Source organism: Streptomyces sp. NPDC088785 (genome assembly GCF_044750685.1).
GTDB lineage: Bacteria > Actinomycetota > Actinomycetes > Streptomycetales > Streptomycetaceae > Streptomyces.
In genome coordinates, this window is record NZ_JBIVKH010000006.1 from 329422 (window position 1) to 342135 (window position 12714).

General features: G+C 73.5%; 10 protein-coding genes and 1 pseudogene. 5 read left to right on the top strand and 6 right to left on the bottom strand.

From position 1 onward, the window contains the following. Positions 1-343: 343 nt before the first annotated feature. From ACIP5K_RS20390 to ACIP5K_RS20405, 4 genes are all read right to left on the bottom strand, one after another. The gene (locus tag ACIP5K_RS20390; RefSeq protein WP_401411339.1) at positions 344-1177 is read right to left on the bottom strand and encodes a transposase family protein; all 834 of its coding nucleotides are present in this window, start codon (positions 1175-1177) and stop codon (positions 344-346) included. A 72-nt stretch (positions 1178-1249) separates the two neighbouring features. Further along, a complete protein-coding gene (locus ACIP5K_RS20395; protein ID WP_401411340.1) occupies positions 1250-1705 on the bottom strand; it encodes a hypothetical protein in 456 nt (151 codons plus the stop codon). Positions 1706-1756: 51 nt separating this feature from the next. Beyond that, positions 1757-2440, bottom strand: a complete 684-nt coding sequence (locus ACIP5K_RS20400) for a hypothetical protein (RefSeq protein ID WP_401411342.1) — start codon at positions 2438-2440, stop codon at positions 1757-1759. A 635-nt stretch (positions 2441-3075) separates the two neighbouring features. Then, positions 3076-4533, bottom strand: coding sequence for a multicopper oxidase family protein (locus ACIP5K_RS20405; RefSeq protein WP_401411343.1), 1458 nt, complete (start codon positions 4531-4533; stop codon positions 3076-3078). Positions 4534-6612: 2079 nt separating this feature from the next. Between ACIP5K_RS20405 and ACIP5K_RS20410 the strand changes: the two are divergent. After that, positions 6613-6786, top strand: a pseudogene (locus tag ACIP5K_RS20410) (FAD-dependent oxidoreductase); the annotation flags it as partial. Positions 6787-7431: 645 nt separating this feature from the next. Next, the gene (locus ACIP5K_RS20415) at positions 7432-8691 is read left to right on the top strand and encodes an FAD-dependent monooxygenase (protein WP_401411374.1); all 1260 of its coding nucleotides are present in this window, start codon (positions 7432-7434) and stop codon (positions 8689-8691) included. A 19-nt stretch (positions 8692-8710) separates the two neighbouring features. On the opposite strand, the gene ACIP5K_RS20420 is transcribed toward ACIP5K_RS20415, so the two are convergent. Continuing rightward, entirely contained in the window at positions 8711-9367 is a 657-nt protein-coding gene (locus tag ACIP5K_RS20420) for a ScbR family autoregulator-binding transcription factor (RefSeq protein WP_401411346.1), read from the bottom strand. A gap of 163 nt (positions 9368-9530) precedes the next feature. Between ACIP5K_RS20420 and ACIP5K_RS20425 the strand changes: the two genes are divergently transcribed. Continuing rightward, positions 9531-10400, top strand: a complete 870-nt coding sequence (locus ACIP5K_RS20425) for an NAD(P)H-binding protein (protein WP_401411348.1) — start codon at positions 9531-9533, stop codon at positions 10398-10400. 345 nt (positions 10401-10745) lie between these two features. Here ACIP5K_RS20425 and ACIP5K_RS20430 read toward each other — a convergent pair whose 3' ends face one another. Next, entirely contained in the window at positions 10746-11735 is a 990-nt protein-coding gene (locus tag ACIP5K_RS20430) for a ScbA/BarX family gamma-butyrolactone biosynthesis protein (protein WP_401411350.1), read from the bottom strand. A gap of 313 nt (positions 11736-12048) precedes the next feature. On the opposite strand from ACIP5K_RS20430, the gene ACIP5K_RS20435 reads away from it, so the two are divergent. Both ACIP5K_RS20435 and ACIP5K_RS20440 read left to right on the top strand, forming a co-directional pair. Then, positions 12049-12246, top strand: a complete 198-nt coding sequence (locus ACIP5K_RS20435; RefSeq protein WP_401411352.1) for an acyl-CoA carboxylase epsilon subunit — start codon at positions 12049-12051, stop codon at positions 12244-12246. A gap of 143 nt (positions 12247-12389) precedes the next feature. After that, a partial coding sequence (locus ACIP5K_RS20440) for a carboxyl transferase domain-containing protein (protein ID WP_401411376.1) occupies positions 12390-12714 on the top strand: 325 nt, incomplete at its 3' end.

The window sequence follows — 12714 nt, forward strand, 5'->3', positions numbered from 1 at the left end:
GCCGTCCCCGCCGTTGTTGTTGCTGTTGTCCGCGGTCAGAGCCGGGGACGTTCGCCGGTGGGTATCCGGGGTGAATGAAGGGTCCGTACGCCGGCAGCGGGGTGCAATTGCCGGAAGTGCCTTTGGGGCCGGGGGCGTTGGGGTGTGGTGGTGCGGGCCGTTGCGGGGTGCGGGGAATTGCATCGGGTGCGGGTGCGGGTGCGGGTGCGGGTGCGGCGTGTGGCTTCGGGTGCACTGCGGTGAGCTGCCGTCAACCTGAATTCGCAGGTCAAAGGGCTGGTGTGACTGGACCTCGGGGTACTCATGCTGGTCGTGGGCGGGAGCCCCCGGCGAAGATCGTCCGTCAGCGGTTGACTTCGAGGTTTGTTAGGACGAGCAGGGCGCGCAGGAGCTGGGTGGCGCGGGCGGGGTCGGTGCGGAGTTTGGTGAGGGTCCGCCAGTTCTTGAGGTGGGCGAAGCCGTGCTCGACCGGTGCGCGTACGACGGCGAGGACGCGGTTGGCTTCCTTCTGGCCCGGAGTGAGCTTATGGGTGCGGGTGGCGGTGTAGCCGGTGACGATCACGGGGTCGAGGATGTCGTTGTCCAGGCCGCGGAAGCCGAGGTCGGCCAGCGCCCCGAGGCTGGCGGCGCGCAGGTGGGCCAGGATGTGGTCGTGGCGGGCGGCGGTGTTGTCGTGGGTGCGGCCGGGCCGGGCTGCGGATATCCAGATTAGGCGTCTCTTTTCGTCGGTCAGGGCGAGGAAGTGAAGGCCATGGCTGCGGTGCTTGCCGGAATAGTTCCGCCGGTCGGCTTTTCCGGTGCGCCGCCTGGTGCGGATGAGGGTGCCGTCGATCAGGACCACTTCCCCGCCCTGCTTGGCGACCTGCTTCAGGGCGCGGTCCAGGCGCGGTGCCTGGGCGGCGAGCAGTCCGATCAGCTCGTCGCGCCAGCGGCGGACGGTGGACTCGGACACGTCGTTGCCGCCGGCCATGTCGGCCAGGCGCTGGTCGTGACGGAGTACGGCCAGGACGATCACCGCGATCCTCCCCGGCGGCAGGATCCGCCACCGGGACCGAATCGCCTTCAGGTGGCGCCTGAGCAGATCGGCGAGGTGGTTGACGGTGCGCGTGGACAGCGGCAGACGGCACTGATAGACAAGCGAGCAGGTGTCCTCGGGGAGCTCTTTGGTATTCGTCACACAAAATCAACGGCCTCCGGGAGCACCCCGGTTACGCCAGTTCCGAGCCACTCCGCGCGGCGGCGTTCCTGCTCACAGGCGGGTGGTGAACCGACCGTCGGGCAGTTTCCGCAGCCAGCCGCGATCGACGAGTCTGACCAGCCTGCTGCGTAGCGGTTCCAGCTTGGACCGCACGCTGACGTCCACTCCTACTACCTCGCCAACCTCGCGGGCCATGACTGGCCCTGCGGCCTGCCGCACGGCGGCGATGATGCGCTGGTAATCCCACGGAAGCGAGTCTTCCTCCACGCCCGGTTCGCGGTGCGGGATCAGCATCACTGTCCGGCCGCCCACCTGCCCGGGCACCGGCCCGACGGAGGCTCGTTCCTCGGCGAGCTGCCCGGTCATCCGTTCAAGGACCCGTTCGGCGACAGCGAGTTCGTCCCGTTCGGCCCGCACGTCCGCCAGCTGTTTGGCCAGCTGTTCTTCGAGTTCGTCCAGTTCCGCGCGTCGCGCAGTGATCCGTTCCAGCAGCTCGGGATCCAACATGCACCGGATCGTAGAAGGCAGCCGAGGCGTAGCGAGCAGGAATCGGACAGTTCAGCTACCTGAGCAGGAGCGAACCGCATCGTCCCAGGCACCGGGACTGCGGTGGTGGTTTTTGTGCCCTGCGGCAAGTACGTACCGCAGTTCGGCAAGGTATTGGGTGTTCATGGGAAGACTTAGCTGGTCGAGGAGGGCCAGTGCGGCGGCCGGTTCCAGGTCACCGTCGACGTCGTGGAAGCTCGCCCGAAGACCGAGGAAGATAGCTGAGTGCAGGGCAGGAAGCCGCGCGGCGGTGCGGTATGCCGGCTCCTTCACCGTCCAGCGCACCGGGCCCGAACACTCCAGAACCCGACGGGCCCGGCGGAGCAGGGCTTCCGATCGCTCGGCCACTACTCGGTCGATGTCCTTTCCGAGGACCTCGGCGAACGCCGTCGCGGAAGTGGTGTGGTCCTCGAACCAGTCCACCCACAGCGAGTAGGTAACGGCCTCGACGTCCCGGTCCGCTTCCAGCCGCTGACGGTAGCCGCCCCACAGCACGTCGGCCGGCAAGAGGCCCTCTCCGCTTCCGTCCGCGAATCGGATCTCGCAGGTGACCCAGTAATCGTCGAGGAGATCCAGCAGCCCGAAGGCCAACCGCACCTGGTCGGCTGCACTCAGGTCCTCAGCGAACACATCACCGGCCCAAGAATGTGCCACTTGGCTGGCGGTGAGCAGCGCGTCCGGCTTCTCGTCGCTCACCCACCCGTCGCGTACCTGGTGGATGCCCTGATCAGCCAGCCAACGCCGTGCCGCCTCCACGCCTTGCCTATCCATCCGGGCAGTATGACAAGCCTCGCAAGATCCGAATGAAGCAACCGAACGCCATCGGCAGAACCGGCATGGAGTCGCGAGCCACCCCTTGGCGGACGATCTTCCCCACAGACTCCCGCCTACGACCAGGGTGAGCGCCATGGGCACGAGTCACACCAGCCCCTTGACCTGCGACTTCAAGTTGGCGGAGGCTTCGTGTCGGGGATGCCGGTGGTGGCGGGGGTGCGGGTGCGCCGGGGGCGGGGCGGTGTCGGCCGGGTCGGCGGGTGGCACCGGAGGGAGGGACGTGCCGGGGGAGCTGGCGGCTGTGGTGTGCCGGGAGCGTCGGGGATGCGCGGGGTCAGATGCGCGGGACGCTGGGGGCGTGCGGGGTGCCGGGGTGTGGCGGGGTGCTGGGGGGCGATGCGACGGCGGGTGCCGGGGTGCCGGGGCGTGCGGGGCGTGCGGGGCGTGCGGGGTGGCGGGGGAGGGGGACGGGTGTCTGGGTGGTGGGTGGGTTGGGGGGTGTGGGGGGATGCCGGGGGTGCGGCGGGTGTGTGCCGGGGTGGTGGTGTGGGGGTGGGTCAGCTGACTTTGTACTGGGCCATCATGCCCATGGCGGAGTGGTCGAGGAGGTGGCAGTGGTAGAGGTAGGTGCCTTTGTAGGTGTCGAAGGTGGCTTGGAGTTTGACGGTTTCGCCGGGTTGGACGGCGACGGTGTCTTTGAGGCCGGATTCGGCGGGGGTGGGGGGTTGTCCGTTGCGTTCGAGGATGCGGAACTGGATGAGGTGGAGGTGGAGGTTGTGGGGGGAGAAGCGGTTGGGGTTGGTGACGGTCCAGACTTCGCTGGCGCCGTAGCGGATTTTGGTGTCGATGCGGTCGGGGTCGTAGACCTTGCCGTTGATGGTGCCCTTGGCGTCGGGCAGGCCGGTTTCCTCCAGGGAGAGCACGACGGTGCGCTGGACGGTGGGCTGGGGCAGTGGGGGCAGGGTGCGCAGGGTGGCGGGGATGGTGCTGGGGTCGGTTTCCTGGCGGACGATGTCGAAGCGCAGGACCTGGCCGAGGGAGTCGGCGGGGCCGCCGTTGAGGAGGGTGTTCTCCAGGACGAGTTGGGTGCCGACGGGGTAGCGGGCGAAGTCGATGACGATGTCGGCGCGTTCGGCGGGGGACAGGGCGATGGTGTCGGTGGGGTGGGGGGCGGGGAGCAGGCCGCCGTCGGAGCCGATCTGGATCATGTCGCTGCCGTCGGCGAGGCGGAGTTTGAAGAAGCGCAGGTTGGAGTTGTTGAGCAGGCGCAGCCGGTATTTGCGGGCGGCGACCTGGAGGTAGGGGTAGGCGCGGCCGTTGGCGAGCAGGGTGGTGCGGTGGGGGAAGTCGAGCATGGTGTAGTTCAGCCGGCCGGTGTCGTCGATGTCGGCGTCGCGCAGGGAGATGGGGATGTCGTACTGGCCGGCGGGCAGGGGCAGGGCGGCTTCGATGTCGTCGGTCAGGAGGTAGGTGCCGGACAGGCCGCGGTAGACGTGTTCGGACTCCATGTGGTGGACGTGGTCGTGGAACCACAGTGAGGCGTGGGGCTGGTTGTTGGGGTAGGTGTACAGGCGGGACTGGCCGGGTTCGATGGGGTCCATGGGGGAGCCGTCGTTGGCGGGGGTGACGCTGGCGCCGTGCAGGTGGACGGAGGTGCCCATGTCGGTGTTGTTGGTGTGCAGGACTTTGACGGGGCGTCCGGAGCGGGCGCGGATGACGGGGCCGGGGAAGTGGCCGCCGTAGGTGAGGACGTCGCTCATGATGCCGGGCAGGATCTCGGCCTGGGCGGGCTGGGTGGTGATGCGGTAGCGGTCGATGCCGCCGCTGGTGGAGTAGGGGGTCAGTACCGGCGGTATCGGCATGGGGGTGGTGAACTTCGCGGTGGTGGTGGCCGCGGCGGTGGTGGTGGCCGGTTCCGAGCGGCGCAGCAGGGTCGGGGTGAGCGCTGCGGCGGTGAAGGCGCTGCTGCCGGCGGCCGCGAGGCCGGTTTTGAGCACGGTTCGTCGTGTGGGCACGGATTTCTCCTTGGGCGTGGGGTGGGCGGGCCACTGACTCTTTTCGGACAGGGCCCGCCGACTTCAGCACACGGCGCTCGAGAAACGCTCCAGGTGCAGGCGACAGGGGGCGCCCGCGGTGGCCGGGGGCGCCCGGCCCGGTCCGGTGCGGCAGTGGCGGGCAGGGCGGGCAGTGGCGGGCAGGGCGGGGTGAGGGGGCGTACCCCGGCGCGGAGCGAGAGGGGAGGGCCTCGTGCGCGGGACGGTGCGAGGAGCCACCCCGGACGGGGGAGGAGGCGGTCTGCGTGTGTGCTGGGGAGGGTGAGGGGGGTGGCCGGTCGGTGTGCAGGAGGCCGCCCCCCCCCGGAGCGGTCCGGGGGCGAGGGGGTGTCCCGGACCGGTGGCCGGTGGCCGTGGCTGGTGCGGGGGAGGAGTGCCGGGCCGGACCGCCCCGGGGCGGCCCCCCGTGCGGGGCGGAGATTCCCCTGGGGTCGATCTCCCTGTGGGGGTGTTTCCCGTTGCGGGGCGGTGGCGTTGCGAGGGCGGGGGCGCGCGTGCAGGGGTCGGGGTGAGGATGTGCGCCCCTTCCTCTCCGGGGTGGGGCGTAGGCGGTGCCCGTGAAGGGGCTGGGGCGGGCGTTTTCCCCGGGGCCGGGTTCGCGGGAGCGGCGTTGTCGGCCGGGGCACGGGGACGCGCCGGCACCCCGGGCGGGGGACGGGCGGTCTATGGGCCGGGGGGCCGGTCGGTGTGCCGGCGTTGTCGGCCGGGGCACGGGGACGGGCCGCTGCCGGACGCCGCCGCGAGGAGACGCACCCCTGCGGGGCCGGTGCCGGTGTGCGGGGGCTGAGTTGGTCGGATGACGGTGCCGGGCACGCCCAGCGGGGCCCGGGCGAGGCAGACATGTCCTGCGGGGCCGGTGGTGACGCGGGGAGCGCCCACCGGGGACCAGGGCGAGGAAGAACGCTGAAGACGCTCCCCGCGGCCGCTGGTGACACGGGTGCGCCCACCGGCGGCCCTGGGGTGAAGGGGATGTTCCCTGCGGCCGGTGTGCGGGAGTGCGTTCCTCGGGCGGCGATGCGGGGCGCGCCCGTCGGAGGCCCAGTCGGGCGCCCAGTCGGGGGCCCAGGGTGAGGGGGATGTTCCCTGCGGCCGGTGTGCGGGGCTGCGTCGGCCAGGTGCGGGTGTCGTGCACGCCCATCAGGGGGCCGGGCGTGCGGGGGCCGGTGGTGACGTGGGGTGCGGCCACCGGGGGCCCGAGGGGATGTATCCCCGCCGGGGATCGTCGGGTGGGGCTGCGTCGCCCGGATGGCGATGCGGGGCGCGCCCGTCGGGGGCTCCGGGGGCGAGGGGGATGTTTCCTGCGGGGGCTGGTGGTGGCGCGGGGCGCGTCCGCCGGGGCCTGTGGTGAGGGGCGTTTCCTGTCTGTAGGGCGGGGGTGCGCGGGCGTGCGTCGCCCGGGCGGTGGTGCGGGACGGTGCCTGCGAGGGGGTCCGGGGGTGAGGGGTGCGTCTCCCCGGGGGCTGGGGTGTTCGGGGCTTTTCCTTGGCCGGAACCGGCCGTTCCCCGCAGGTGATCGCCTGCGGGTTTCTGCGCCGAGCGGCGAGGGCGGTGTTCCCGGTCCGGCCGGGTGGCGGGGAGCGGGCCCGCGGGGCGGGCGGGACGGGACGGGGCGTGGCTGGAGAGCCGGTGAGCGGGGCTTAGATCCCGGTGGGCGGGCGGGTGCGGGGTGTATCTGGCCGGGCCGGCCGGGGGAGGGACGGTCCCGTCCGGCGTGCTGGGTCGCGGTTTCCGGGGGCTGTGTGGGGCGGGTCTTTTGGGAGGGGGCCGGTGAGCTGCGGGGCGGGTTGCCGGGGTGGTGCGGGGCGGGCCGTGGCGGGGTGTGAGGAGTCGGTGTGACTCTTGCAAAGAACCGGCCAGCCGGTATATTTCAGGCCGCGCCAGCTCGGGATTTTCCAAACGGTCCGCTTCCTCCCCCACCCGTGACGGCCTCTCGCACCTGTGGTGCGGGGGCGGTTGCGCGGGAGGCGGGTTCCGCCGTTGTGCACCGGGCGGCGGTGGAGCAAGCGGTGGTCGTGGTGGTCACGGTCGGGGGAGGCCTGGATGACGCGTACACAGGTGGCGATCGCGGGCGGGGGTCCGGTGGGGCTGCTGCTGGCGGCGGATCTCGCGCAGCAGGGGATCACGGTGGTGGTGCTGGAGGCGCGGACCGAGATCTGTGAACGGCCCCGGGCGACGACGCTGCACGCACGCACGGTGCAGTCACTGGTGCGGCGCGGGCATCTCGACGGCCGGGCCCTGAGCGAGCCGGCCCGGCCCGGCGGCCCGTCCGGCGCCGCGGGCCCCTCGTTGACGGCACCCCCCACGGCATCAAAAACATCAGCAGCCCCCACCACCACGTCACCGGCCCCACCGGCCCCACCGGCCCCACCGGCAGCCCCTGCCCTGCCAGCAGGAGCGGCGGCCCCGGCGGCACCGGCAGGTCCGGCGGCATCGATGCCCTGGGGCTCATCGGCGGGCCCGGTGGTACTGGGCAGCCCGGCCGGCCGGGCCCGCCCCGCAGCGTCTGCCGGCCCGGCAGCCCCGGGAGTACCAACAGCTGCGGGAGCACCAGCAGTTCCGGCAGCACTGACGGTTCCGGCAGCACCGGGAGCATCGGCAGGCCCGGCGGGATCCCCGGGCCCGATACCCCTGGAGCCCTCGACGTACCCGGATTCCTGGCCGGGCGGGGAGTCTTCGGCGGCCCCGGGCCCCTGGCCGACCCCGGGCCCTTCGGCGGCCCCGGATCCCTGGCCGGCCCCCACCTCGACCCCGACCCCCGCCGTCCCGGCCCCCGCCACCCCGGCCTCCGCCACCCCGGCCTCGGCCGTCCCGGCTGCGACGACGCGGGCTTTTCATTTCGCGGGGATCCCGGGGCTGTCGATCACGGCGCCGGCTTCGGAACCGGAACCGATCATGAAGTGTGTGCAGGCGGAGCTGGAGGCGGCGTTCGAGGCGCGGGCGCGGGCGGCGGGCGCGCGGGTGCTGCGCGGGCACCGGCTGACGGGGGTCGACAGCGGGCCCGGCGGGGTGCGGATCAGTGTGCAGGGGCCGCGGGGGCCGCTGGAGTGCACGGCGCAGTACCTGGTGGCGGCCGACGGGGCCCGCAGCACGGTCAGGGAGCTGTCGGGGATCGCCTCGCAGGTCTTTCCCGCGACCGTCGCGGCGATGGCGGGCCAGGTGCGGCTGGAGCGTGCGGGGGACCTGGCGCAGGGCTGGACGCGCACGCCGCGCGGCTGGCTGGTGGTCAAGGACGACGGGGCCGGCCGGGTGCACCTGCGCACCCTGAACTGCGCACGCCCGCACGGCGACCGGCGGGCCCCGCTGACGCTGGAGGAGCTGCGCGCGGAGGTGTCCTTCCTCGCGGGCCGGCCGGTGGCGATGAGCGCGCCGCGCTGGCTGGAGCGGTTCTCCGACTTCTCCCGGCTGGCCCACCGCTACCGGGCGGGCCGGGTCCTGGTGGCCGGCGACGCCGCCCACGTGCACTTCCCCATCGGCGGCCAGGGCCTGAGCACCGGCCTGCTGGACGCGCTCAACCTCGGCTGGAAACTCGCCCTGGTCCTGCGCGGCGCGGCCGGCGAGGACCTGCTGGACACCTACGACCAGGAACGCCGGCCCGCGGCCCGCGCCGTCATCGACAACACCCGCGCCCAGCTGGCCCTGATGCGCCCCGACCCGGCCCTGGACCCGCTGCGCGCCCTGTTCGCCCAGCTGCTGCCCGCCGGCGGCGAGAGCGGCCTGCTCGGCGCGATGGTCAGCGCCCAGGACACGGTGCTGCCCGCCCGCACCGCACGGCCCTCGCCCTGGGAGGGCCGCTTCCTGCACAACCGGCCCCTGACCACCGCACGGGGCGCCACCGACGTGATCACCCTGCTGCGCCAGGGCCGCCCGCTGCTGCTGTGCACCCGCGCGGGCACCCGCCACCTCAGGGGCGCCGGCCGCTGGAGCACCCTGCTGCACCGGGTGGTGCACACCGAGGTGCCCGACCTGCCCAGCGCACTGCTGGTGCGCCCCGACGGCTACATCGCCTGGGCGCCGGGCGGCGACGCGCTGGAGGCCGCCCTGAACGCCTACTTCGGCCCCGCCACCACCACCGCCACCGGCGCCACCGCCACCGGCGCCGCCATCACCGGCGCCCGGTGACCCCCCCGGTCCGCCGTGCTCAGGCCAGGGCCGGCTCCCGGCACGCCTCCAGGCTGAGCGTCTCGCCGCGCTGCTCGCTGAGGTCCACCGAGGCCAGCACCGAGGAGAGCACCACCGAGGGCAGGATGTGCCGCAGCAGCGCGGAGACCCGCCCCAGCAGGTCCTGGTACTCGCACACCGCCTGTGACATGGCCTGCACTCCGGCGAAGGAGCCCACGAACACCTCGGCCGTCTCGGCCGGCACCACGTGCGGCAGCAGCTCGCCCTGCGCCTGCGCCGTGGTCAGCAGGCCGACCGCGACCTCGCCCCACCGCAGGAAGGGCCCGGTGCGGTCCAGGCCCGCGGCCCGCTGGTCCAGGGTGAGACGCACCCCGGCCCGCACCATCGGATCGGACTGCAGCCGGTAGGCGTGCAGCATCGCCGTGTCGACCAGCTCCTGGGTCTTGCAGGCGTGCGAGGGCACGATCAGCTGCTGGTCCTGCCCGCTGAGGACCCCGGCGGCCAGCTCCTCCTTCGATGCGAAGTGGAAGTACAGGGCCCCCTTGGTCACCTTGGCGGACGCGAGGATCTCACTGATCGTCGCGGCCTTGTACCCGTGCTCCTCGAAGACCTTGGCAGCGGCCACCAGGATGGCCTGGCGCGTCCGTACCGCGCGGTCCTGTTTCGGTTCCGGCACGTCCACCTCCTTATCGTCACGGTCCAGCTACCCGCGACTCTCCTAAAAAAACCGTCCAGTACGTATAGTCTACGAGGCGTTGCGGTCGCTTGGACAGCGTCCGGCCGGCACCGGGGAGCGGCCGGGGGCGTACGAGGCCGGAAAAGGGCGGGTGGAGCGGGTCATGATCCTGATCACGGGGGCCACCGGCACGGTGGGGCGCGAGGTGCTGGGCCTGCTGCCGGCCGGGACCGCCGTGCGGGTGCTGGCCCGCCGCCCGGACCGGGTGGCGCCGCGGCGCGGCGAGGTGGTGCGCGGCGACTACGCCGACCCCGCCTCGCTGCGCCGGGCGCTGACCGGGGTGCGCACCGCGCTGCTGATCACGGTCCGGCCCGGCGCGGACGACGACGCCCGCTTCCTGCGCGCGGCACGGGCGGCCGGGGTGGAGCGGGTGGTCAAGCTCTCCGCCGCCGCCGTGCTCGATCCGGGCGCCGACGACGCGCTCACCGCCTGGCAGCGCTCCGCGGAGGCGCTGCTGGAGGGGTACGGGCCGCAGCTGCGCTGGACCCTGCTGCGGCCGCGCTCGTTCATGTCCAACACCCTGGCCTGGGCGCCGGGCGTGCGCGCGCACGGGGTCGTGCGCACGCTGTACGGGGCGTCGGCCAACTCCTGCGTCGATCCCCGGGACGTGGCCGCGTGCGCGGTGCGGGTGCTGACCCGGGACGGGCACGCCGGACGCTCCTACGTGCTGACCGGGCCCCGGGCGCTCAGCGCCCGCGAGCAGACGGCCTGCCTGGGCCGGCTGCTGGGCCGCCGGCTGCACCACGAGGAACTGGGCGAGCAGGAGGCGCTCGCCGCCTGGAACCGCCGCCACCCGCCCGAACTGGCGCAGGCACTGCTGAACTCCGCACGCCGCCAGCACGCGGGCGCCAAGGCCCAGGTGACCGACGCCGTACGCGAACTGACCGGACGGCCGCCGCGCACCTACGAGACCTGGGCCCACGACCACCTCCACACCTTCCACACCCCCGCCCCGCCCCCCGAGCACACCTGACACCCCCCGCCCCGCCCCCCGAGCACACCTGACACCCCCCGCCCCGGCCCCGCCCCGGTCCCGGAGCGGGCGCACCCTCCCCGCGGCCCCGCGCGCCCGCGCCCGGGCGCTCCGGCCCGCCCCGCGGGACCCCGCGCCCGGGCCCGCCCGCGCGGTGCCGTACACCGGCGGCCCGGCACCACACACACGCCCCGCACGGGCCCCGCCCCGCCCGCTCGCGCCCGCGGGCGTGCCCGGGGCTCGGGGACGGAAGGCGGGGACGAAAGGCGGGGAGGGGAAGGCGGGGAGGGGGAGGTGAGGGGTGGGAGGTGTGAGGTGTGGGGGGAGGTGGGGGAGGTGTGGGGGTCAGTGCTGGGCGGCGGGTCCGGCGACGCTGATCTCGGCGCTGAAGACGGGGCGGTCCTCCTGGCGGCAGGTCACGAGGAGGGTCTCGTGCGTGGCGCCCGCCGGGGACGCGACGGGCTCGATCCCGATCAGGCAGGGCGCGTCGAGCTCGGCGTAGGTGTCGAACTCGCTGGTGAAGGCCAGCAGCCGGCAGGGGCGGGCCAGGTGGGCGGAGGCGGCCTGGCGGGCGGCCTCCAGCAGGGCCATCCCCGGCACGTGGTCGACGGGGTGGTCGAAGAGCACCGGGTGCTGGACGTCGACCCGCAGCTGCCACACGTCGGGCCGGCCCAGCGGGGAGAGGACCACGTCCATGGGGGAGGTGCGCCCCACGGTCTGCGGCGCGGTGGGCGCGGTCAGCGCCAGCACGCCCGAGCGGCCGCGCCCCCCGCGCAGCCGCTGGTAGACGGGCGCGGCCACGGCCGAGAAGGAGCCGCCCCCGCGCGCGGCGACCTCGCCCTCGCGCCACAGCACGACGTCGATGCGGAAACCGGTGACGGCGCCGCGGCGCCGCTCCAGGGCGGTGCAGGTGGCCTCCACCTCGATGGCGGCCGGCGCGGAACCGACCGCCAGCTGCGCGGGCTCGAACGCCATCGACAGGTCCCGCATCAGGAAGCTGTGGCCCAGCGGGATGCCGTACTCGGTGTGCGCGAGGAGCAGCGCGGCCTGGCGCAGGGTCTCCGCCGCCAGCAGCGGGTCGTGCCGGCCGTCCACCGGCGTGAAGAAGGAGTGCCCGCGCGGCCACTGGGCGGTGACCGTGAAGCGGTCCTCGCCCCGGGCGGCCCAGTCGGTGAGCAGCACCTCGGCCACGCTGGCCCGGTGCACGAACTCCTTGGGGACGGTGGTCGTCAGCCCCGGGACCGGGAACACGCTGACCCCGGTGCGTGCCGCCGCGCGCACCGGGGCCGGTGTGGTGTGGGTGAGATGCGCTCCGCTGACCGTGTGCACAGACATGGTTCCCCCCATGAGCTGAATGTGGCGTGCCCGGATGGCCGAAGATACCTACCAACCGGTTTTGTTTCTAGCGGTACCCGAGGTTCCGTATGCACGGGATACGGAAGGACAGACTCCGTACGGGATGGCCGGTTCCCGCTACACCCCGCCCGCGGCGGCCGGGCGGCGCGGGCGGGGCGCGCGCCGGGGGCGCCCCGCGCCGCGCGGGTGCCGGGCCCGCGGCGGGCGAGGGTCCCTCCAGCGTCTCGTGAGCGGTTCTCAAGCGCGGTGGCGGAGCGTGACGGAACGCCGCGACGACAGGAAGGAGACCGCGATGAGCAGCGCAGAACCGGTCCTCAGGGTGGAGCGCGGGCACGCGAGCCACGAGGAGCTGGCCGCCGTGGCCGTCGTGCTGGTCTCCGCCCTGGCGGCCCGCGCGGCCGGCGAGGAGGAGGCCGCACCGCCCGAGGTCCCGCAGTGGCACCCCGAGCGGCCCGCCGGGCCCTACCGCTCGCCCTACACCTGGCGGTGAGCCGCCGCCCCGTACGTGCTTGGCCGAATCAGAGTGTGCGGTGTGACCTGCAAATACAAACCTTCCTTGCGGTTTGTTAATGTGCGGGAACATCATGTCCGCCGCACCCGAGGGAGGGATACGCCGTGACCGTTGTGAATGACATGCCCCGGGTCCTCATGGACGCGTCCGGCGCCCGCGAGCGCGCCGCGGAACTGGCCCTCGTGCGCGGCGAGGCGCTGGCCGGCCCCAGCGACCGGGCGACCGAGGCCCAGCACAAGAAGGGCAAGCTGACCGCGCGTGAGCGGATCGGGCTGCTGCTGGACGAGGGGTCGTTCAACGAGGTCGAGCAGTTGCGCCGGCACCGGGCGGTGGGCTTCGGGCTGGAGGACAGGAAGCCGTACACCGACGGTGTGGTCACCGGGTGGGGCACGGTGGAGGGCCGTACGGTCTTCGTCTACGCGCACGATTTCCGGATCTTCGGCGGTG